This is a genomic window from Amycolatopsis sp. MEPSY49, assembly GCF_051337345.1.
In the GTDB taxonomy this organism is placed as follows: Bacteria; Actinomycetota; Actinomycetes; order Mycobacteriales; family Pseudonocardiaceae; genus Amycolatopsis.
The window spans coordinates 1100039-1121436 of the sequence record NZ_JBDLYJ010000002.1 but is presented as its reverse complement, the minus strand read 5'-3'; the positions used below and the strand labels follow the sequence as shown (position 1 = coordinate 1121436).

Sequence of the window (21398 nt, the reverse complement as noted above, 5' to 3'; positions counted from 1 at the left end):
CAACCGGATTTCGTCAGCCCTCCACGCGGTGCGCGGCCCAGAACGACGTCAGGTCGGTCGACCCGGCCGCCGCCTGCGCAGCGGCCTTGAACTCGGCCGTGGTCGACACGCCGTACCAGTGCGACTGCGCGTACGACTTGAGCAGGTTCGCCATCGCCGGGTCGCCGATCAGCCGCCGCAGGTCGTGCAGGGTGCACTTGCCGTAGTTGTAGACGACCGTCGAGTACCGGGACGAATGCGCGTCCCAGTAGGCCATCGAGTTGGTCAGCTTCTCCGCGCTCGACTGCCACGTGATGCCGCAGCCGCTGCCGGTGACCCCGCGGTAGAGGTCGGTGGCGTAGTCGGTGAAGCTCTCGTCCAGCCACGGCGAGGTGTACTCGTCGTCGCCGACGATCCCGTAGAACCACTGGTGCGCCAGCTCGTGCGGGAGCGCCGTGGTCGACACGAGGTCGAGCACGAAGCCCGGGTACTCCATGCCGCCGAACCAGAAGTTGTTGTCCAGCACCACGTCGACCTCGCCGTACGGGTAGTCGCCGAAGCGGCCCGAGTGGACGTCGATCGAGTCGGCGGCCAAGGTCAGCATCTGGTTGGCGCTGCTGGTCGAGATCCCGCTGACCGAGTAGACGTTGACGCGCACGCCCTTGCCGGACGTCGTGGTGATCTTGGCGAACGGCCCGGCGGCCCACGCGAAGTCGCGCACCTTCGGAGCCACCGCGTGCGTGGTGGTCGTCGTGCCGCTGGTCGTCTCGGTCGACGTGCCGGTGGCCGGGGTCAGCAGCGACGCCGGGTGCACGAGCGTGACGTCGAAGTCGCCGATCACCGTGTAGAAGGACTCGCCGTTGTTGGTGTACGGGTCGAGGTGCCAGCCCGCGCCGTCGCGGACCGCCAGCACGGGCAGCGCGTTGCCGATCATGTTGTACGCGCCGTCGTGGCCGAACCGGTCGGCGCCGCTCGGCACGACGATGCCCAGGTCGAACCCGATGGTCGCCGACTGCCCCTGCGCCAGCGGCGAAGGCAGCGTGATCTTCATGGCGGTGCAGTTCACGCTCAGCGCGGCCGGCGTGCCGCCGGTGACGTTCGTGACCGTGATCGGCGTCGTCGGGCAGCTGCCGTGGTAGTTGTCCCAGAGTCGCAGGTAGACCTCGGGCAGCGCGGTCGCCGAGCCGTTGGTGAAGCTGACGCTCTGGTGGCCGGTCCACGTGGTGCCGGCGGTGTTCGAGGTCAGGTTGACCGTGTAGGCGGGGTTGATCGGGGTGCGGGTGGAGTCCGCGGGCGCGGCGGTGACCGTCCAGCCGAACGTCGCGCTGCCGCTGTGGCCGGCCGGGTCCTTGGCCGTGACCGTCACCGAGGACGTCCCGGCCGTGGCCGGGGTGCCGGTGATCTTGCCCGTGCTCGCGCCGATGGCGAGCCCGGCGGGCAGCCCGGTCGCGGTGTAGGTGAGCGCGTCGTGCTGCGGGTCACCGGCCTGGACCTGCAGCGACACGGCTTGGCCGACGGCGCTCGACTGGGCGCCCGGCGAGGTCACGACCGGCGACTGCGGGTCGGACGTCCCGGTCGTGGTCAGCGAGAAGTCGTCGAGGAGGAAGTTGGTCGCCAGGCTCGAGTCCTCGGCGCCGGTGATCTTGAGCGTGACGGTCTGGCCCAGGTAGCGCGACACGTCGACCGTGCGCTGGACGTACCCGGTGTTCTTGTCGAGGTTGGAGTAACTCGCGAGGGTGTCGGATCCCGCCTGCACCGTCAGCTTGTCGTAGGCGGTGGAGGTCGTCGTCTCCTTGGTGTCGACGTGCGCCCACCACGAGAGCGTCGCCGACGCGCAGCCGGCGGGCAGCGTCAGCGACTGGGACAGGGTGTCGGTGTGCGTGCTGCCGTAGCCGTCCAGCCAGGCGTCCATCGTCCCGCCGTGCGCGGGCTCCGCCGTGGTGGCGGCGGAGATCACGCCACTGGTCTGGATCCACGGCGCCGTGCCGCTCTCGAACCCGCCGTTGCCGACGACCTGGTCACCGCAGACCGCGGCGGCCTGGGCCGGCGCGGCGACGACGACTGTGCCCAGCAGGCCGATGGCCGCACTGAGCGCAGCAGAAAGCACCCTCGATCTCATGGGGGAGTCCTTTCCCGGCCCCGCCCGTCGGGGCCAGGGGAAAGCGTGCGCTGCCGCCGGGACGGCAACAACCCGCCATGAGTCGGGTTCCGCGTCAGGCCTGCTGGAGCACGTTCAGCAGGATGAAGAGCAGCACGAGGGCGCCGGCGACGGCGAGGAGGGCGGACACGCCGGAGCGGATCATCTCCCCGAAGCCCTTCGCGGTCCGGGCCCGGTAGGCGGAGTAGTTGGCGCGGGCCTCGCGGGCGCTGTGGACACGGCTGCCGACGAACAGCCCGGCGCCCAGGGCGAGCAGGACGGCGAGGAAAACGGACACGGGAGATTCCTTTCGCGGTTCGGGAACGAGGAACGGCCTCATTACTAGACCCGACGGACGCCGCGCGCCATGGCTTTCGGACATCTCGTTTCCGGGCCGCCGGCCCTGGTGGGACGCACGTCCCGCGTTCCTCGGAAAGCCGTGGCGGGCAGCCGACGGTATCCGCGGTCTCCCGTGCCACGCAAGGAGTTTTCGGTGGCTCAGCCCTCGCTCGCGAGTCCTTTGTGTCGTTCCCGCAATTCCCGCTTGACGATCTTTCCGCTGGGGTTCTTGGGAAGGCGGTCCGCGAAGACGACGTACTTGGGGCATTTGTAACCGGCGAGGTGTGCCTTTGCGTGGTCGATCACTTGCGCAGCGTCGAGGGTGACGCCTTCTCGCGGAACGACGACCGCGGTCACCGCTTCGATCCAGTGTGGATGGCCGATCCCGAACACGGCGACCTCGGCGACGCCGTCGAGCAGGTACAGCGCCTCCTCGACCTCCCGGCTGGCGACGTTCTCGCCGCCGGTCTTGATCATGTCCTTCTTGCGGTCCACGACGGACAGATAGCCGTCCTCGTCGACGACGCCGAGGTCGCCGGAGTGGAACCAGCCGGCGCGGAACGCTTCGGCGGTCTTGGCCTCGTCGCGGTAGTAGCCGAGGGTGGCGTGCGGGCTCCGGTGCACGATCTCGCCGATCTCGCCCGGCGCCACGGGGTTGTCCTCGTCGTCGACGATCCGCGTCTCGACGTTCAGCGACGCCCGCCCGGCCGACCCGGCGCGCGCGAGCTGCTCGTGCGGACGCAGGATGGTCGCGAGCGGCGCCATTTCGGTCTGGCCGTAGAAGTTCCACAGCTCGACGTCGGGCAGGCACCGGCGCAGCTCGCGCAGCACCTCGACCGGCATCGCCGAAGCGCCGTAGTAGCCCTTTCGCAGACTGGACAAGTCGGTGCGGTCGAAGTTTTCGTGGCGCAGCAACGAGATCCACACCGTCGGCGGCGCGAACAGCTTCGTGGCGCGCTCCCGCTCGACGGCGGCGAGCAGCGCGGCCGGGTCCGGGCCGGGCAAGATCACGCTCGTCGCGCCGAGGTAGACGTCGACGGAGAAGAAGCAGTCCAGCTGGGCGCAGTGGTACAGCGGCAGCGAGTGCACCTCGACGTCGTCGGCGCTCATGCCGCCGTCGATCACGCACGAGACGTACTGCGCGATGAGCGACCGGCTCGACAGCAGCACGCCCTTGGGGCGCGACTCGGTGCCGGAGGTGTACATGATCCGCAGCGGGTCGTCGTCGGCGACGAGGACGTCCGGTGCTCCGGCGTCCCCTTCGGACAGCCAGGCGGTCACGTCTTCCCATTCGCCGCCGCCGTTCTTCGGGATGCGGCCGCGGACGACGTCACCCAGTTCGGCCAGCTCGAGGGCTTTCGCTGCAGTCGGCTCCAGGGCGTCCTCGGCGACGAACGCTTTGACTTCGGCGTGCCGCAGGATGTAGGCGATCTCGTCGGCGCCGAGCATGAAGTTGACCGGTACGAGCAGCACGCCGAGCTTCGCGGTGGCGAAGGCGAGGACGCCGTACTGGAAGCAGTTGTGGCTCAGCAGCGCGAGCCGGTCGCCCTTGGCCAGGCCGCGGGCGGCGAGGGCGTGGGCGCAGCGGTTGGCGGCGGCCTCGAACTCGGCGAAGGTGAGCTTCGTGGTGCCGTCGACGACGGCGAGCTTGTCCGGCAGCCGCAGCGCGGTGCGGCGGAGCAGGTCGCCGAGGGAGTGCTGCCGGGCGCGGTCGACGAGGTGCTGATCCATCCCGGCAGTCTCGATCGCGACGCGGCGGCGCGCAAGTGTCCCGTTCGTCGTGTATGCGGCGGGACGTGGCGGGTGTACGGATCTTGTACGGCGGGTTGCGAGCTTGGGGAGACCGACAGGGAGGAAGACATGGTTCCCCAGAGAATGCGCCGGGCGCTCGCCGCGGGTGCGGCGGCCGCGTGCGCGGTGGTGGCGCTGTCCGGCGGCGTGGCCGCGAACGCCGCGACGGCGGCCGAGCCGCTCGCCGCGAGCGGGATGGAAGCGCTGTTCAACAACCCGCCGGAGAACGGCGACCGCGACCACTCGATCGAAACCCGGCTGGTCCAGCTGATCAACGGCGCGCCGCCCGGATCGGAGATCCACTTCTCCGTCTACAGCTGGACCCGGCCGGCGGCCGCCGAGGCGCTCAAGGTGGCGCAGGCCCGCGGGGTGCAGGTGCGGATCGCCATCGACGGCGGCGCGGACGACGACCCGGCCAACACCGCGATGCCGATCCTCAAGTCCGCCGGACTCACCCAGCTGGTGTTCTGCGGCCCCGGCGGGCTCAGCACCGGCTGCATCGCCCACGACGGGAGCCCGCACTCGATCAACCACGACAAGCTGTGGATGTTCTCCGAGACCGAGGGCAAGAAGGACGTCGTCGTCATCGGCTCGCACAACCTGACCACGACCCAGGGCAACCTGTTCAACAACGCCCTGCTGACCTACGGCGACCCCGACCTCTACGGCTTCTACCTCGGGCACGTCCGGAAGATGCTGGCGCAGAAGAAGAACAACGACTACTTCGACAACGGCGGGTACCACAAGTCGCCGGACAGCCACGTGACCAGCTACCTATCGCCGCGCGCCGACTCGACGGGCGGCGACTCCGAGGAGTTCGCCACCGACACCTGGGCGCAGCTGCTCAAGTGGATCACCAAGTACGAGTCCGGCTGCGCGCTCGACGTCGTGCAGGCCAACATCGCCGACTCGCGCACGCCGGTCGTCACCGAGCTGGCGCGGATCGCGAAGCTCGGCTGCAAAGTCCGGATCGTCTACGGCACGATGGAGCCGGCCGCGCTGACCGCGCTCAAGGGCAAGGCGAACGTCACGCTCAAGCGGTTCAGCACCACGGTGAACGGCCGGGAGATCTCCGTGCACTCGAAGTACATGCTCTACACCGGGCACTACAACGAGACCGCGCACCGTTCGATCGTCTTCACCGGCTCGCACAACGTCTCCGGCGCGGCGCTGCGGGACAACGACGAGATCCTGATCAAGGTCGAGAACCCGGCGATCAGTGCGGCCTACGCGGACAACTTCGCGACGATCCTGTCACGCGCGAAGTGCTCGGCCCCGCCCACCGGCACCTGCTGACCGCGGTCGTGAGTGGGACCCTGTTTCCCACTCACGACCAGCCGCGGCAGGCTGCTCAGGCGGGCAGCTTCGCGAGGACGCGGGCCACGCGGGTTTCGAGCGGGCGGTAGCCGGCCCGCGCCGCCAGTTTGGTCGCGGCTTCACCGTGCAGCCGGGCCTGGTCGGCGTCCCCGCCGGCGAGCGCCGCCTCGGCCAGGCCGGTCAACGCGGCCGCCTCGCACCACGCGAAGCTCGTCTCCCGGGCGATGTCCAGCGCCGACGTGAGGTGCTCGGCCGCCGGCCGGCCGAGCAGGACGCATACTTCGCCGAGCGCCGCCAGCGCCGAAGCTTCCGTGCCCCGGTCGCCGATGCGGCGGGTCAGCTCCACCGCTTCGGCCGCGTCAGCCCAAGCGCGCGTGTCGTCGCCCGCGCGGGCCTCCAGCACCGCCCGGCCGGACAACGCCGCCGCTTCGCCGTACTGGTAGCCGACTTCGCGGTTGGCCGTCAGTGCCCGCTCGTAGAACTCGGCGGCTTCGGCGTCGCCGCGGTCGCGGTGGATGTGCGCGAGGTCGGCCAGCACCACGGCCACGCTGAACCGGGCGCCGTCGCGTTCGGCGATCTCCAGCGCGCGGCCGAAGTGGCGCAGCGCCGCGTCGAGCTCGCCGACCTGGCCGCACGCGAACCCGAGGTTGGCCAGCGCCATCGTGACGCCCGGGATGGCCAGCTCTTCGCACAGCCGCAACGACTCCTCGCCGCAGGCAATGGCCTCGTGCGGGTCGCCGAGGCGCTGGTGCACCGCGCTGAGGTTGTTGAGCGCCGCCGCGCGCCCGGCCGGCCAGTCCGCCGCGAGCCCGGCGTCGAGGACGGTCGTCAGGTGCGTGCGCGCGTCGGCGTACCGGCCGCTGTTGACGCCGGCGAGCGCGATCGACAGCCGCATCGCCGCCTGCGCCTGCCGATCGCCGGCGGCCTGCGCCGCGGTCAGCGCCGTGGTCGCGGTGTCGATCCACTCCGTGTGGTGGCCGCGGTGGTGGAAGAACGCCCGCAGCGCGTCGGCGAGGTGCCAGGCGTACTCGCGGGCTTTCGCGTGTTCGACGGCGGCCGCGAGGTTCGGCCACTCGGTGTCGAGCCAGGCCAGCGCGTCCTCGGTGCCGGCGAAGACCTGGGCCGGTTCGGGCCGGGGCAGCCGGAGGAAGTGCGGGATCAGCCGGCGTCCCGCCGCGTCGGCTGTCGTCAGGTAGTGCTCCAGGAGCCGCCGCCGGGCCGCGTCCCCGGCTTCGGCGGAGTCGTCGGCCGTGACCCGGCCGGTCGCGTAGCTGTGCAGCAGGTCGTGGAAGCGGTAGCGGCCGGGCAGGTGCCGTTCGACGAGGTGGGCCGCGGCCAGCGCCTTGAGCTGCTGCCCGGCGCGTCCCTCGGGGACATCGGTGAGCGCCGCGGCCGCGGGTGCGGTGAACGTCTGGCCCGGCACGAGCGCGAGCCGCCGGAACAGCAGCCGGTGCTCGGCGGGCAAGGCCCGGTAGGACACGGAGAACGCCGTCGTGACGGCGCTTTCCTCGGCGCCGTCGACGCTCAGCCCGGCGAGCGGGTCGCCGTCGGCGAGTTCGCGGGCCAGGTCCGCGAGCCCGCCCGCGTCGCCGAGGTTCGCCGCGGCCAGCCGCAGGGCCAGCGGGAGGTGCCCGCACAGCCGCGCCAGTTCCGCGGCCGCCGCCGGCTCGGCCGCCACGACGGGTGTCCCGAGGACCGTCTCCAGCAGGTGCCGCGAGTCCTCGGCGGGCAGCACGGCCAAGGGCACCGGCCGCGCGCCGGTGCGGGCGATGAGGTCGCCGAGGCGCTGGCGGCTGGTCACCAGCACCGTGCCCGACGACGGCAGCAGCGGCGTCACCTGCGCGCTGTCGCGGGCGTTGTCGAGCAGGACGAGCACGCGGCGGTCGGCGAGCAGCGAGCGCCACAGCGCCGTCCGGCCGTCCGGGTCCGGCGGGATCGCCCGCGGGTCGGTGCCCAGCGCCCGCAGCAGCTGCGCGGCGGCGACAGCGGCTCGTGGTCGGGGTCGAAGCCGCGCAGGTCGAGGTAGAGCTGGCCGTCCGGGAACCGGTCGCGGACGCGGTGCGCCCACCGCACGGCGAGCGCGGTCTTGCCGACGCCGGCCGTCCCGGTGAGCACCCGGATGTCCGGGCCGGGTCCGGTGGCGGGTTCGTCGAGCCGGGCCAGCTCGGCGGCGCGGCCGGTGAAGCCGCGGACGTCGTGCGGCAGCTGGGCGGGCCGCACCGGTTCGGCGACGGCGTCCAGCGCCGGGTCGGCCGCCAGGATCGCCGACTGCAGCCGGGTCAGCTCCGGCGCCGGGTCCAGGCCGAGGTCGTCGGCCAGCCGGATCCGCAGGTCGCGGAAGGCGGCCAGGGCGGCGTCGGTGCGGCCCTCGCGGTGCAGCGCGAGCATCAGCTGGCCGACGAACCGCTGGCGCAGCGGGTGCGCGGCGACCAGCGCTGTCAGCTCAGCGAGGACGTCTCGGCCGCGGCCGAGACGCAGCTGCGCGTCGATCCGGTCCTCGAGGGCGCTCCAGCGGGCTTCGTTCAGCCCGGCGAGGAGCCGCTCGGCCAGTTCGGCGGGCGCGGCGCCGGCCAGCGCGTCGCCCTGCCACAGCGCGAGAGCTTCGTCCAGCAGCGCGACGGCGGTCTCGTCGTCGGCCGCGCGGGCACGCCGGACCAGCGCGGTGAACCGGTGGACGTCGACGGCTTCCGGGTCGGCGCGCAGGACGTACCCCGGACCTTCGGTGACCAGTTCGGGGCCGCCGGCGGTGCGGAACACCGCGCGCAGCCGCGAAACCAGCGCCTGGACGGTGTTGCGCGCGCTCGCCGGGGGAGCGGCCGGCCAGAGCAGGTCGACGAGCCGGTCGAGCGGGACCGGACGGCCGGCTTCGAGGAGCAGGACGGCGAGGACGAGCCGTTGCTTGCGGGAGCCGAGGTCGACCGGAGCGCCGGCCACGGACGCCTCGACGGTGCCGAGGACGCGGAACCGCACTCCGTCACCTCCGTTCACCCGGGCGGGTGACCACCGTACTGCAAGCCGATTGCAAGCCCGCCCGGCGATCCTGGCCGGGCGGTACGGACACCACCCCGACGATGTCCACGGCCGGCTCGGCTCGCCGGTGCGGACCGGCGGGCTGCCGCTCCCACCCGGGCGGCGCGAGCTGGGGGTAGGGCCACCACGGAGACCTTTCCCCCTCGGTCGCCGTGGTGGCCCTTCGCGCGTTTTCAGCGGGCGCTGTCGTCGATCTGGACGGGGTAGCCGGCGCGGAGCACGGCGATCGTGGCCGGTGGCGTGAGGACCGGGACGGTCCCTGCCCGGGGCAGCCGCTGTTTCCGGCCGTAGCCCGCGGTCGTCCACTCGGTGAGGCGAGCGCACCGGCACTCCTCGGTTCCGGACGACGTGAATGACTCATTCCTGTCACCACACGACAGGAATGAGTCATTCACGTCACCACGGGAGCTCCGGCCGGGCCGCGGGATTCCGGAGTGGCGGCGCGCGCGGGCGCACCGCAGAATGCGCGCATGCAGCCGACGGATGTCCGGGTGGCGCGCCTGGCCGACCCGGCCGGGCCCGCCGACGGCGTCCGCGTGCTCGTGGAACGGCTCTGGCCGCGCGGCACGGCCCGCACGGAAGTCGTCCTGGACGGCTGGTACCGCGGGCTGGCTCCCTCCGACGAGCTGCGCACCTGGTACGGCCACGACCCGGAGCGGTTCGAGGAGTTCGCCGAGCGGTACCGCGCGGAGCTGCGGGAGCCCGATCGGGTGGCGGCATTGGAGCGGCTGCGCGAGCTGGCGGCGGGCGGGCCGGTGACGCTGCTGACGGCGAGCGGGTCGCCGGCGATCAGCCAGGCCGCGGTGCTCGCCGAAGTGCTCGCCGGCTGAGCTCACGACCGCGAACCGCCTTCCGGGCCACTGGCGCTCGTCGTCACGGTCGCGGTGGCCGTGCCCAAGGACTCGTGCCGGGCCGTCAGCGTCAGCACTCCCGGCGGCCCGGCGAACGGCCGCAGCCACACCGCCGCCGCCCCGCCGGTCGCCCCGAGGTCCAGGGCCGGCTCGCCGACCAGCTCGGCCGGTCCGGTCAGCGCCAGCGTCACCTTGCCGGTCGCCCCCGCGCGCAGCGTCCCGAACCGGTCCATCGCCGACACCACCACCCGGGTCGCGTCGGCGCCGTCCGCCCGCAGCCGGGTGTCGTCCGGGACGCAGCCCAGGACGTCGCGGCTCCGGTCGCCGCTGAAGCGCCGGGACACCACCAGCCGGCCGCCCGCGTAGCCGTCGATCCGCAGCTGGGGCCGCTGTCCACGCGGGACGACCAGGTCCGCGGCGAACGGCGGGTACCGCAGGTGCGGGAAGTCCGCCCGGCGGCTCCGCGCCTCCCCGATCGGCCGGTCGTCGAGGAACAGCAGGAGCCGGTCGCAGTTGGACCAGATCGTCACGTCGCGCCCCGGGCCACCGGGTGCAGCCGTGAAGTCCCAGGCGAACCCCGGCTCGACGACCGCCCGCGCCCGCGGGTCGCCCTGCGAGGCGTAGAACGCGGCCGCCGGCTTGGGTATGCGGAAGAAGTCGGACACCCCGGCGTACTTCGACCCGCCCACCGACCGTTGCCAGCCCGACGGGTAGTCGAACGCGCACCACGCGAGCAGCCCGCAGTACCGGTCGTCCGCGGCCGCCAGGTCGTGGGCCTTCGCGTGCAGCTCGGCCTGCAGCTGCTGGGTCGCGGCCGGGTCCGTCCGGCGGTAGGCGCGGGCGCCGGACAGGGTGCCGATCGTCTCGGTGACCAGGTACGGGACTCCCGCGCGTGGCGGGCGCAGCTGAAAGGGCGCGCCGCGGCGGGCGGTGTAGTCGTTGTAGGCCAGGACTTCGACGTCGCTGCCGGCGAACCGCGCGCCCGTCGAGCTCGCGAGCGCGCCGCTCGTCGGCCGGGACGGGTCGAGCTGCCGTGCGAGCCGTCCGGTCCGGCCGTACATCGCCGTCGTGCCGTTGGCCTCGTTCACGCGGGTGCCCCAGACGACGACGCTGGGGTGGTTGCGGTCGCGGGTGATCATGTCCGACACGTCCCGGAAGTTCTGCTGCTGCCACGCGGCGTCGCCGATCCGGCCCCAGCCGGGGATCTCCTCCCAGACCAGCAGGCCCAGCTCGTCGCAAGCGTCCAGGAACGCGCTGGACTGCGGGTAGTGCGAGCACCGGACCATGGTGCAGTTCAGCTCGCGCCGCAGGATCTCGGCGTCGCGCCGCTGCACGCGGTCGGGCATCGCGCCGCCCGCGAACGGGTACCACTGGTGCCGGTTGAGGCCCACCAGCTTGAGCCGGCGGCCGTTGAGGAAGAAGCCGTCCGGGGTGAACCGCGCGTCGCGGAACCCGATCCGCACGGTCCGCTGGTCGAGCACCGCGGCCCCGGACCGCACGGTGACCACGACCTCGCACAGCGCCGGGTCGTCGACGTCCCACAGCCGGACCGCGCCGAGCCCGCCGACGTCGAACTCGGCGGTGGTGCCGGCCACGGGTGCGGTGCCGCGGGCCAGCTCCCGCCCCGCCTGGCGCACGGACGCGGTCACCTGGGCCGCGACGGGCTTGTCGAGCGTGCAAGTGAGGTGCAGCGACCGGCCGGGGGAGAGGACGTCGACGGGGCGGGCGAAGACGTCGGCCAGCCGGGTCCGCGGCACGGGGCCGATCGTCGCCGGGCGGTAGATCCCGGCCGGCTGGTAGAAGTCGATCACCGTCGGGCCCGCGCTGTGCGGCAGGTTGGGCGGCACGTCCAGCGCCCACCGCCCGTCGACGACGACGGCGAGCACGTTGTCGCCTTCGACGACCCCGGGCAGCTCCACTTCGAACGGGAGGTAGCCGCCTTGGTGCGTCGCGACGGGCGCGCCGTTGAGGAAGACCGACGCGTTCGTCATGACGCCGTCGAAGCGGGCGGTGCAGCGCTCGGCCGTGGTCACCGTGAAGTGCTTGCGGTAGATCCACCGGTCCTGCCAGGACGCCGGGTCCCAGCCGGTCCACGAAAGCGGTGTCACGCAATGGGGCAGCTGCACGGGGGAGAGGTCGATCTCGTCGAAGCCGAGCTCGGCGCAGCCGTCGGTGTACCGCCCGAACAGCCAGAAATCGCCCAGCCGCGCGCTGTCCGGGCCAGGAGCCGCGTGCCCGGCCGACCCGGCGACGGCGGCGCCGAGCAGCGCGGCCCCGCCGGCCGCCAGGAACCCGCGCCGGGACAGCCGCGGTTGCGAGTCGGCCATCCACGACCTCCGTGCTCGGGCTCCCCGATGTCACCAATCCGGCCAAAGCAGGCCGCCCCCTCAGCGGCACGTAACCGTTGCTATGAGGGCCATCGGCCGTGACTGCGGCCGGATTGGTGACAACGGAACAGTATCGCTTGTACGGGGTAAGACGTCACAAACGATCAAAGGGTTGCTCAGCGCAGGGTCGAGGCGCGCACCACCAGCTCGGGCGTGAAGACGACCTGCCGGTGTTCGTGGCCGGGTTCGGCTTCCGCCAGCAGCAGCTCGGCGGCCGTGCGGCCGAGACGGCGCCGGGGCTGGCGGACCGACGTCAGCGGGACGGCGGCCGCCGCGGCGAACTCGATGTCGTCGTACCCGACGATCGCCATGTCCTGCGGGACGCGCATGCGCAGATTCGCGCACGTCTGGAGCAGGCCGAGGGCCACCAGGTCGTTGGCGCAGAACGCGGCGGTCGGGCGGACGGCCGCCGGCAGCCCCGCCAGCCGCTCGCCCGCACCGCGGCCGTCGGCCACGGTCAGCGCCGTCGTCGTCAGGTCGACCAGGTGGTCGGGGCCGAGCCCGGCCGCCTGCAACGCGCGCAGCGCGCCCAGCCGCCGGTCGCGGACCTGCCCGACCGTGGTGTGGTTGCCGATGAACGCGATCCGGTCGTGGCCCTGCTCGACGAGGTGCCGCACGGCGATCTCGCCGCCGTAGACGTCGTCGACGGCGACCGAGCAGTGCGTCGTGCCACCCGGCGTGCGGTCGACGACCACCACCGGCGTGCCGCGGTGCGCGATCTCGCCGAGGAGCGGGGCGTCCGGGTCGACCGGCGTGATGAGGATGCCCTGCACGCGCTGCTGCTCGAGCCGGCCGAGGTAGGCCGCCTCGCGCGCCGGCTGGTGCGCGCTGTTGCAGAGGAACAGCGAGAGGTCGCCGGCGTCGGCGGCGTCTTCCATCCCGGCGGCGACATCGGTGAAGAACGGGTTGCTGCCGTCGAGCATCACGTACGCCAGCACGCGGCTGCGCCCGGCCCGCAGCTGCCGCGCGGACTCGTTGCGCACGAACCGGAGTTCGGCCATCGCGGTCTCGACCTTCGCGCGGGTGGCGGGGCTGACCCGGTCGGGGCGGTTGAGCACGTTGGACACCGTGCCGAGGGAGACGCCGGCGGCCGCGGCGACGTCCTTCATGCCCGCCGCTTTCGGCTCGGCACCGGACTCCTGGACCGTCATGTGCGCTCCCCTTTGAAACGTAACATCATCACGAACTGCCCGGTCCAGAAGCCGTTTGGCCACGGTTCGGCGGATTCATTGACTTGTTCTCCGACTGCATAGTAGCGTCACCGCGCCAGGTTTGTGAAACCTTTCAATCCGGAGGTCGCGATGACGCGCCCACGCCCGGGCCGGGTCCCTCTGCTGGAGGTGCGCGGCGTGACGAAGTCGTTCGGCGCGGTCGCCGCCGTCGCCGGCGTGAGCTTCGGCTTGCACGCGGGGGAAGCCCACGCGCTGGTCGGAGAGAACGGCGCCGGCAAGTCCACGATCGTGAAGATGCTCGCCGGGGTGCACAAGCCCGACGACGGCACGCTGCTGCTGGACGGCACCCCGGTCGAGTTCGGCTCGCCCGCCGACGCGAAGGCCGCCGGCATCGCCGTGATCTACCAGGAACCCACGCTTTTCCCCGACCTGAGCGTCGCGGAGAACATCGTGATGGGCCGGCACCCGCGCAAGAGCATGGGCCGCATCGACCGGACGGCGATCCGCGAAGAGGCCGAGCGGCTCTTCACCCGCCTCGGCGTCCGGATCGACCCGGCCCGGCCCGCCCGCGGTCTCTCCATCGCCGACCAGCAGATCGTCGAGATCGCCAAGGCGCTCAGCGCCGACGCCCGCGTGCTGGTGATGGACGAGCCGACCGCCGCGCTGAGCCGCGTCGAGGTCGACCGGCTCTTCACCGTCGCGCGGACGCTGCGCCAGGAAGGCGCGGCGATCATGTTCATTTCCCACCGCTTCGAGGAGATCACCGAGCTCTGCCAGCGCGTGACGATCATGCGCGACGGCAAGCACGTCTCCACCGACCTCCTCGAAGACGTCACGGTCGACGACATGGTCAAGCGCATGGTCGGCCGCGACCTCGACGCCCTGTTCCCGAAGCAGGACGTCGAGCCGGGCGCGGTCGTCCTCGAAGTCGAAGGCCTGGCGCGGGAAGGCGTTTTCCGCGACATCTCCTTCTCGGTGCGCGCGGGGGAAATCGTCGCGTTCGCCGGGCTCGTCGGGTCCGGACGCTCCGAAGTGGTCCAAGCCGTGTTCGGAGTGGACGAACGGGACGCCGGGGTCGTGAAGATCGGGGGCAAGAAGCTGAAAGCGCATTCGTCGCGGGCCGCGATGGCCGCCGGGATGGCCCTGGTTCCCGAAGACCGCCGCCAGCAGGGCCTGATCATGGACCTCTCGATCGAGCGGAACGTGACGCTGCCGCGGTCCCGCGCGCTGTCCAAGCTCGGGTTCCTCACCGGCGCGAGCGAGCGGCAGGAGGCCCGGCACTGGACCGAGCGCCTGCGCACCAAGTACCGCCGCCTCGCCGACCCCGTCGGCACGCTCTCCGGTGGCAACCAGCAGAAGGTCGTGCTGGCCAAGTGGCTCGCGATGGCGCCGAAGGTGCTGATCGTCGACGAGCCGACGCGCGGCATCGACGTCGGCACGAAGGCCGAGGTTCACCGGCTGATGTCGGCGCTCGCGGCCGAAGGCGTCGCGATCGTCATGGTGTCCTCGGAGCTGCCCGAGGTGCTCGGCATGGCCGACCGCGTGCTCGTCATGCGGGAAGGCCGGCTCGTCGCCGAGCTTTCGCGCGCCGACGCGACCGAGGACTCCGTCATGTACGCCGCGATGGGTCAGGGAGCCGCCGCATGACCGTCACGAAGGAGGCCCCCGTGACCGGCGACCCGGCCGTCCACTCCGGACGCTCGTGGACCGCGAACGTGTTCAAGGCCCGCGAATCCGGCATCGTCCTCGCCCTGATCGTGCTGGTCGCGTTCACCGCGACGCAGAACTCCCGGTTCCTGTCCGGGCAGAGCATCCGCGACATCCTGCTGGGGACGGCGATCCTGGCGGTGCTCGCCGTCGGGCAGGCGATCGTGATGATCACCCGCAACATCGACCTGTCGGTCGGCTCGGTGCTCGGCCTCGCCGCCTTCGCCGTCGGCTCGCTGATGCGCGACAACCCGGGCCTGCCGGTGATCGTCGCGGTGCTGGCGGGGCTCGGCGTCGGCGCGGTCTGCGGGCTCGTCAACGGCGCGCTCGTGCGGTTCGGCCAGGTGCCTGCGCTGGTCGTCACGCTCGGCACGCTCTACGCCTACCGCGGCGTCAGCTACTTCTGGGCCGGCGGCCAGCAGATCAACGCCGACAAGCTCCCCGCGTCCTTTTTGGACTTCGGGACGGCGTCGGTGCTCGGCGTGCCGTGGCTCGTCCTGATCGCGGTGCTCGTCCTGGTCGTCGCCGGGATCGTGCTCCGCAGCTACCCGGCCGGGCGCGAGCTGTACGCGATGGGGTCGAGCCCGCAGGCCGCGCAGCTGGCCGGCATCCGGGTCGGCCGCAACACCACCGCCGCGTTCCTGGTCAGCGGCGCGCTCGCCGGTCTCGCCGGGGTCCTGTTCGCGGCGCGGTTCGGCACCGTGGACGCGGCCGCCGGCACCGGCTACGAGCTGAACGTCGTCGCGGCGGCCGTCGTCGGCGGGGTCGCGGTGTTCGGCGGCAGCGGTTCGGTCTGGGGCGCCGGTCTCGGCGCGCTGCTGCTGACCGTGATCGGCAGCGCCCTGGCGGTGCTCGACATCAACCAGTTCTGGCAGCAGGCGATCGTCGGCGCGCTGATCCTGCTGGCCATCGGCGCCGACCGGCTGGTCGCGGTCCGGGTCCAGAAAACACTGTCAAGGCGCTCAGTGTCACAGAAGAGGGACGCCCATGTCTGACCGAGGGAACCGGTTCGGCCGGCTGCTCAGCTGGGACGCCGCCGTCGTGCTCGTGACGGTGATCGTGCTGATCGTCGCTTCGGGCGCCGTCGAGAACTTCGGCACCAGCCGCAACTTCACCTTCCTGCTGCTCGACCTGCTCCCGATCGCGCTGGTCGCGCTGCCGATGACGTTCATCATCGTCACCGGCGAGATCGACCTCTCGGTGGCGAGCACGCTCGGGCTGACGTCCGCGGTGATGGGCTCGCTGTGGGACGCGGGCCTGTCGATCGAGACGATCATCCCGCTCTGCATCGTGCTCGGCGGGATCCTGGGCGCGCTCAACGGCTTCTTCGTCACCGTGCTGAAGCTGCCGTCGCTCGCCGTCACGATCGGCACGCTCGCGCTGTACCGCGGCCTGGCCTTCGTCGTCCTCGGCGACGGCGCGGTCGCCGACTTCCCGCGCGACTACACGAGCTGGGTCACCGGGACCATCGGCGACGGCCCGATCCCGAACGTCCTGGTCCCGCTGGCCGTGGTGGCCCTGATCTTCGGCGTCGTGCTGCACGCGACGCCGATCGGCCGCGGCGTGTTCGCGGCCGGCGCGGGCGAGCAGGCGGCCCGGTTCGCCGGGATCCGCACCGGCCGGCTCAAGTTCTGGCTGTACGTCGTGAGCGGCGCGGTCGCCGGGCTCGCCGGGATCCTGTGGACCCTGCGCTACTCCAGCGCCCGCGCCGACAACGGCTACGGCCTCGAACTGGCCGTCGTGGCCGCCGTGCTCCTCGGGGGCGTGTCCATCTTCGGCGGCAAGGGCACGCTGCCCGGCGTGCTCGCCGGAGTGGTCCTGCTGGCGTCGCTGCAGAACGCCCTGCGCCTGCAGGACGTGTCCAACGAGGCGCTCAACATCGTGACCGGCGTGCTCCTCATCGTGTCGGTCCTGCTGCCCAACATCGTCTCCTCGGCCCGGACGGCACTGCGCCGCCGGAGCCGGGCGACTGCTCCGGTATCCCCAGAAAGGTGACGAAGATGTCCCGACGGTTCCTCACCGGCGCAGTGTCGGCCGGGCTGGTGCTCGTGCTGGCCGCCTGCGGCGGCACCACCAAGAACGACTCCGCGGGCTCCGGCGCCCAGCAGTCCACGGCCACGGCGAACCCGAACGCCACCGCCGCGACGGGCGTCAAGATGGCCTTCCTGCCCAAGCAGCTCAACAACCCCTACAGCGACATCGAGGTCAGCGGCGGCAAGGCGGCGCTCGAGGAGCTGAAGGGCGAGTACAAGCTCGTCGGGCCGAACGACGCCAGCGCGTCCTCGCAGGTCAGCTACATCAACACGCTGATCCAGCAGCAGCAGGACGTCATCGGCATCGCCGCGAACGACCCGAACGCCGTGTGCCCGTCGCTCAACCAGGCCCGCAGCGCCGGCATCAAGGTCGTCGCGTTCGACTCCGACGCCGCCAAGGACTGCCGCGACGTCTTCATCAACCAGGCCACCACGCAGGGCATCGGCGAGGCGCTGGCCAAGCAGGCCAAGGACCTCTCCGGCGGCTCCGGCGAGATCGCGGTGCTGTCCGCGACGCCGAACGCCACCAACCAGAACGCCTGGATCGAGGTCCTGAAGAAGGAGCTGGCCAAGCCGGAGTACGCGAACATCAAGCTGGACAAGATCGCCTACGGCAACGACGACGACCAGAAGTCGTTCCAGGAGGCCCAGGGCCTGCTGCAGTCGTTCCCGAACCTCAAGGTGATCGTCTCGCCGACCACGGTCGGCATCGCGGCCGCCGCCCGGTACGTCAGCACGTCCAGCTACAAGGGCAAGGTCGCGGTGACCGGCCTGGGCACGCCGAACCAGATGCGCGCCTTCGTCAAGGACGGCACGGTCAAGCAGTTCGCGCTGTGGAACCCGGCCGACATCGGCTACCTCGCCGCGTACGCGGGCGTCGCGCTCAAGTCCGGCCAGATCACCGGCAAGGAGGGCGAGACGTTCAAGGCGGGCAAGCTCGGCGACTACAAGATCGGCGCGAGCGGTGAGATCGTCCTCGGCCCGCCGACGACGTTCGACGCGAACAACATCGACAAGTTCAACTTCTGACGGTTTTCCGCGGCCGGACCGGATCGCCGCCCCGGTCCGGCCGCGGAGTCCACAAAGGACTGCGAAGAGCGATGCCCCGTTACTGCTTCTGCCTGCAGGTGAAACCCGATCGGAAGGCCGAGTACGCGCAGCGGCACCGCGCGGTCTGGCCGGAGATGCGCCAGGCCCTGCACGACACCGGCTGGCGCAACTACTCGCTCTTCCTGCGCGACGACGGTCTCCTCGTCGGCTACGTCGAAGCCGACGACCTCGAGGCCGCCCAGGCCGCGATGGCGGAGACCACCGTCAACACGCGCTGGCAGGCGGAGATGGCGGAGTTCTTCACCGGCCTTGACGGCGGTCCGCCCGACGAAGGCTTCCAACTGCTCGAAGAGGTCTTCCACCTCGAACCCCCCACCGTCGCGGAAGGACAGTGATCGCCGTGGGCGACTTGACGGCCGTGAAACAGGCCCTGCGGGCCCAGCGCATCGAAACGCCGTCGTGGGCGTACGCGAACTCGGGCACCCGGTTCAAGGTGTTCCCCCAGCCCGGCGTCCCGCGGACGCCCGAAGAGAAGATCGCCGACGCGGCGACCGTGCACCGGTTCACCGGGGTCGCGCCGAGCGTGGCGCTGCACATCCCGTGGGACAAGGTCGACGACTACGGGGCCCTGACGGCGTACGCGCGGGACCAGGGCATCGAAATCGGCGCGATCAACACCAACGTCTTCCAGGACGAGGACTACAAGCTCGGCTCGGTCACCAACCCCGACCCCGGCATCCGCCGCAAGGCCACCGACCACCTCCTCGAAGCCATCTCCATCATGGACGCCACGGGGTCGCGCGACCTCAAGCTGTGGTTCTCCGACGGCATCAACTACCCGGGCCAGGACGACATCCGCGACCGCCAGGACCGGCTCGCGGCGGCGTTGAAGGAGACCTACGACCGGCTCGGCGACGACCAGCGGATGCTGCTGGAGTACAAGCTCTTCGAGCCCGCCTTCTACGCCACCGACGTCCCGGACTGGGGCACCTCCTACGCGCACTGCATCGAGCTGGGGGAGAAGGCGACCGTCTGCATCGACACGGGCCACCACGCGCCGGGCACGAACATCGAGTTCATCGTGGCCTTCCTGCTGCGCGCGGGGAAGCTCGGTGCGTTCGACTTCAACTCCCGCTTCTACGCCGACGACGACCTGATGGTCGGGGCGGCGGACCCGTTCCAGCTGTTCCGGATCATGTACGAGATCGTCCGCGGCGACGCCCTCGACCCCGCGTACGGCATCGCGTTCATGCTCGACCAGTGCCACAACATCGAGGCCAAGATCCCGGCGATCATCCGGTCGGTGATGAACGTCCAGGAGGCCACGGCCAAGGCGCTGCTCGTCGACCGCGGTGCGCTGCGCGCCGCCCAGCAGTCCGGGAACGTGCTCGCCGCGAACGCCGTGCTGATGGACGCCTACAACACCGACGTCCGGCCGCTGCTGGCCGAACTGCGCGAGGACTCCGGGCTGGACCCGGACCCCGTCGCGGCGTATGCCCGCAGTGGGTACCAGGAGAAGATCGTGGCCGAGCGCGCCGGCGGCACGCAGGCCGGATGGGGAGCATGAGGATGACCGTGCCGGAGCAGCTCATCGCGCGCAGCAACGCGCTCGGGGCCGACCCGCGCAACACCAACTACGCCGGCGGCAACACCTCCGCCAAGGGCGCCGTCACCGACCCGGTGACCGGCGCCCCGACGGAGGTGCTGTGGGTCAAGGGTTCCGGCGGCGACCTCGGCACGCTCAAGGAGTCCGGCCTCGCCGTGCTGCGCCTGGACCGGCTGCGGTCCCTGGTGGACGTCTACCCGGGCGTCGAGCGCGAGGACGAGATGGTCGCCGCGTTCGACTACTGCCTGCACGGCCGCGGCGGGGCGGCGCCGTCGATCGACACCGCGATGCACGGGCTCGTGGAAGCCGACCACGTCGACCACCTGCACCCCGATTCCGGCATCGCCCTCGCCACCGCCGCCGACGGCCAGGCCTTGACGAAGGAGTGCTTCGGCGACCGGGTGGTGTGGGTGGACTGGCGCCGCCCGGGCTTCCAACTCGGCTTGGACATCGCCGCGGTCAAGGCGGCGAACCCGCAGGCCATCGGCGTGATCCTCGGCGGGCACGGCATCACCGCCTGGGGCGCCACCTCGGAGGAGTGCGAGCGCAACTCCCTGGACATCATCCGCACGGCCGAGAAGTTCTTGGCTGAGCGCGGGGTCGCCGAGCCGTTCGGTCCGGTCGTGCCGGGCTTCGAAGCGCTTCCCGAAACCGAGCGCCACGCGCGTGCGGCGGCTCTGGCGCCGGTGGTCCGCGGGCTGGCCTCGACCGACCAGCGGCAGGTCGGGCACTACACCGACAGCGACGTCGTGCTGGAGTTCCTCTCGCGGGAGAAGCTCGCGGCATTGGCGGCGCTGGGGACGTCCTGCCCGGACCACTTCCTGCGCACCAAGGTCCGGCCGCTGGTCGTGGACTTACCCGCGACGGCACCGGTCGAGGACGTCGTCGCCCGGCTGAAGGAACTGCACGCCGAGTACCGCGACGCCTACCGCGCCTACTACGAGCGGCACGCGACGTCGGACTCGCCCGCGATGCGCGGGGCGGATCCGGCGATCGTGCTCGTCCCCGGTGTCGGGATGTTCTCGTTCGGCAAGGACAAGCAGACCGCACGGGTGGCGGGCGAGTTCTACGTCAACGCGATCAACGTGATGCGCGGCGCGGAGGCCGTCTCGACGTACTCGCCGATCCCCGAGAGCGAGAAGTTCCGGATCGAGTACTGGGCGCTGGAAGAGGCGAAGCTGCAGCGGATGCCGAAGCCCAAGCCCCTGGCCGGACGGATCGCGTTGGTCACGGGCGCCGGTTCGGGCATCGGCAAGGCCATCGCCCAGCGGCTCGCCGCGGAGGGCGCGTGCGTGGCGATCGCCGACCTGAACGCCTCGGCGGCCGCGGAAACGGCGGCGGAGATCGGGAACGCCGACAAGGCCATCGCGGTCACCGCCGACGTCACCGACGCCGACGCGGTCCAGGCGGCGATCGACACGACCGCGCTGGCCTTCGGCGGGATCGACCTGGTCGTCAACAACGCCGGGCTGTCCATCTCGAAGCCGCTGCTGGAGACCACCGAACGCGACTGGGACCTGCAGCACGACGTCATGGCCAAGGGTTCGTTCCTGGTCGCCCGCGCGGCGGCGAAGGCGATGATCGACCAGGGCATCGGTGGTGACATCGTCTACATCTCGTCCAAGAACTCGGTGTTCGCCGGCCCGAACAACGTCGCCTACGGTGCCGCGAAGGCCGACCAGGCCCACCAGGTCCGGCTGCTGGCCGCCGAGCTGGGCGGGCACGGCATCCGCGTCAACGGCGTCAACCCCGACGGCGTCGTCCAGGGCTCCGGCATCTTCGCCGGCGGCTGGGGCGCCCAGCGCGCCGCGGTCTACGGCGTCGAGGAGGCGAAGCTCGGCGAGTTCTACGCCCAGCGGACCATCCTCAAGCGCGAGGTGCTGCCCGAGCACGTCGCGGCCGCGGTGTTCGCCCTCACCGGCGGCGACCTCACCCACACCACCGGGCTGCACGTGCCGGTGGACGCCGGGGTGGCCGCCGCGTTCCTGCGTTAGGAGTT

At 71.7% G+C, this 21398-nt stretch carries 16 protein-coding genes; 9 read left to right on the top strand and 7 right to left on the bottom strand.

All coding sequences use genetic code 11. The features are described 5' to 3' along the window. Positions 1–13: 13 nt before the first annotated feature. The 3 genes from ABFJ78_RS14310 to ABFJ78_RS14300 all read right to left on the bottom strand — a co-directional run bounded on the left by ABFJ78_RS14310 (position 14) and on the right by ABFJ78_RS14300 (position 4186). Positions 14–2086: a putative Ig domain-containing protein gene (locus ABFJ78_RS14310; protein WP_436386794.1), complete on the bottom strand. Its 2073-nt coding sequence runs from the start codon at positions 2084–2086 to the stop codon at positions 14–16. 106 nt (positions 2087–2192) lie between these two features. Beyond that, positions 2193–2414: a hypothetical protein gene (locus ABFJ78_RS14305; RefSeq protein WP_155543862.1), complete on the bottom strand. Its 222-nt coding sequence runs from the start codon at positions 2412–2414 to the stop codon at positions 2193–2195. A gap of 200 nt (positions 2415–2614) precedes the next feature. Next, complete coding sequence (locus tag ABFJ78_RS14300) at positions 2615–4186, bottom strand: acyl-CoA synthetase (RefSeq protein ID WP_436386574.1); 1572 nt, start codon at positions 4184–4186, stop codon at positions 2615–2617. A gap of 129 nt (positions 4187–4315) precedes the next feature. Between ABFJ78_RS14300 and ABFJ78_RS14295 the strand changes: the two genes are divergently transcribed. Further along, positions 4316–5542: a phospholipase D-like domain-containing protein gene (locus tag ABFJ78_RS14295; protein ID WP_436386573.1), complete on the top strand. Its 1227-nt coding sequence runs from the start codon at positions 4316–4318 to the stop codon at positions 5540–5542. Between the two features lie 55 nt (positions 5543–5597). On the opposite strand, the gene ABFJ78_RS14290 is transcribed toward ABFJ78_RS14295, so the two are convergent. Beyond that, positions 5598–7439: a tetratricopeptide repeat protein gene (locus ABFJ78_RS14290; protein ID WP_436386571.1), complete on the bottom strand. Its 1842-nt coding sequence runs from the start codon at positions 7437–7439 to the stop codon at positions 5598–5600. Beyond that, positions 7397–8533, bottom strand: coding sequence for a BTAD domain-containing putative transcriptional regulator (locus ABFJ78_RS14285; protein ID WP_436386569.1), 1137 nt, complete (start codon positions 8531–8533; stop codon positions 7397–7399). The genes ABFJ78_RS14290 and ABFJ78_RS14285 overlap by 43 nt, the downstream gene beginning before the upstream one ends. Positions 8534–9063: 530 nt before the next feature. On the opposite strand from ABFJ78_RS14285, the gene ABFJ78_RS14280 reads away from it, so the two are divergent. Beyond that, positions 9064–9423, top strand: a complete 360-nt coding sequence (locus tag ABFJ78_RS14280; RefSeq protein WP_436386567.1) for a DUF488 domain-containing protein — start codon at positions 9064–9066, stop codon at positions 9421–9423. Between the two features lie 2 nt (positions 9424–9425). Here the strand turns inward: ABFJ78_RS14280 and ABFJ78_RS14275 are convergent, their stop codons facing one another. Further along, positions 9426–11771 carry a glycoside hydrolase family 2 TIM barrel-domain containing protein gene (locus ABFJ78_RS14275; RefSeq protein WP_436386565.1) on the bottom strand — a complete coding sequence of 782 codons (2346 nt, stop codon included), beginning with the start codon at positions 11769–11771 and terminating at the stop codon, positions 9426–9428. Between the two features lie 176 nt (positions 11772–11947). After that, positions 11948–12982 (bottom strand): LacI family DNA-binding transcriptional regulator, encoded by a 1035-nt coding sequence (locus ABFJ78_RS14270; protein WP_436386563.1) that lies wholly within the window; start codon positions 12980–12982, stop codon positions 11948–11950. A 150-nt stretch (positions 12983–13132) separates the two neighbouring features. Between ABFJ78_RS14270 and ABFJ78_RS14265 the strand changes: the two genes are divergently transcribed. The 7 genes from ABFJ78_RS14265 to ABFJ78_RS14235 all read left to right on the top strand — a co-directional run bounded on the left by ABFJ78_RS14265 (position 13133) and on the right by ABFJ78_RS14235 (position 21393). After that, positions 13133–14650, top strand: coding sequence for a sugar ABC transporter ATP-binding protein (locus ABFJ78_RS14265; protein WP_436386561.1), 1518 nt, complete (start codon positions 13133–13135; stop codon positions 14648–14650). Further along, complete coding sequence (locus ABFJ78_RS14260; protein ID WP_436386560.1) at positions 14647–15705, top strand: ABC transporter permease; 1059 nt, start codon at positions 14647–14649, stop codon at positions 15703–15705. Before ABFJ78_RS14265 ends, ABFJ78_RS14260 begins: the two co-directional genes overlap by 4 nt. Next, the gene (locus ABFJ78_RS14255) at positions 15698–16705 is read left to right on the top strand and encodes an ABC transporter permease (RefSeq protein ID WP_436386559.1); all 1008 of its coding nucleotides are present in this window, start codon (positions 15698–15700) and stop codon (positions 16703–16705) included. The genes ABFJ78_RS14260 and ABFJ78_RS14255 overlap by 8 nt, the downstream gene beginning before the upstream one ends. 5 nt (positions 16706–16710) lie before the next feature. Beyond that, complete coding sequence (rhaS, locus tag ABFJ78_RS14250; RefSeq protein WP_436386557.1) at positions 16711–17772, top strand: rhamnose ABC transporter substrate-binding protein; 1062 nt, start codon at positions 16711–16713, stop codon at positions 17770–17772. 71 nt (positions 17773–17843) lie between these two features. Beyond that, a complete protein-coding gene (locus ABFJ78_RS14245; protein WP_436386555.1) occupies positions 17844–18188 on the top strand; it encodes an L-rhamnose mutarotase in 345 nt (114 codons plus the stop codon). Continuing rightward, the gene (gene rhaI, locus ABFJ78_RS14240) at positions 18185–19360 is read left to right on the top strand and encodes an L-rhamnose isomerase (protein WP_436386553.1); all 1176 of its coding nucleotides are present in this window, start codon (positions 18185–18187) and stop codon (positions 19358–19360) included. Before ABFJ78_RS14245 ends, rhaI begins: the two co-directional genes overlap by 4 nt. Before the next feature lie 2 nt (positions 19361–19362). After that, positions 19363–21393, top strand: coding sequence for a bifunctional aldolase/short-chain dehydrogenase (locus tag ABFJ78_RS14235; protein WP_436386551.1), 2031 nt, complete (start codon positions 19363–19365; stop codon positions 21391–21393). The last annotated feature ends 5 nt before the right edge of the window (positions 21394–21398 follow it).

Excerpts from the sequence above, each read along its gene's own strand:
- ABFJ78_RS14300 (WP_436386574.1), bottom strand. The coding sequence starts at position 4,186 with ATGGATCAGCACCTCGTCGACCGCGCCCGGCAGCACTCCCTCGGCGAC.
- ABFJ78_RS14295 (WP_436386573.1), top strand. The coding sequence starts at position 4,316 with ATGGTTCCCCAGAGAATGCGCCGGGCGCTCGCCGCGGGTGCGGCGGCC.
- ABFJ78_RS14280 (WP_436386567.1), top strand. The coding sequence starts at position 9,064 with ATGCAGCCGACGGATGTCCGGGTGGCGCGCCTGGCCGACCCGGCCGGG.
- ABFJ78_RS14275 (WP_436386565.1), bottom strand. The coding sequence starts at position 11,771 with ATGGCCGACTCGCAACCGCGGCTGTCCCGGCGCGGGTTCCTGGCGGCC.
- ABFJ78_RS14270 (WP_436386563.1), bottom strand. The coding sequence starts at position 12,982 with ATGACGGTCCAGGAGTCCGGTGCCGAGCCGAAAGCGGCGGGCATGAAG.
- ABFJ78_RS14265 (WP_436386561.1), top strand. The coding sequence starts at position 13,133 with ATGACGCGCCCACGCCCGGGCCGGGTCCCTCTGCTGGAGGTGCGCGGC.
- ABFJ78_RS14260 (WP_436386560.1), top strand. The coding sequence starts at position 14,647 with ATGACCGTCACGAAGGAGGCCCCCGTGACCGGCGACCCGGCCGTCCAC.
- ABFJ78_RS14255 (WP_436386559.1), top strand. The coding sequence starts at position 15,698 with ATGTCTGACCGAGGGAACCGGTTCGGCCGGCTGCTCAGCTGGGACGCC.
- rhaS (WP_436386557.1), top strand. The coding sequence starts at position 16,711 with ATGTCCCGACGGTTCCTCACCGGCGCAGTGTCGGCCGGGCTGGTGCTC.
- ABFJ78_RS14245 (WP_436386555.1), top strand. The coding sequence starts at position 17,844 with ATGCCCCGTTACTGCTTCTGCCTGCAGGTGAAACCCGATCGGAAGGCC.
- ABFJ78_RS14235 (WP_436386551.1), top strand. The coding sequence starts at position 19,363 with ATGACCGTGCCGGAGCAGCTCATCGCGCGCAGCAACGCGCTCGGGGCC.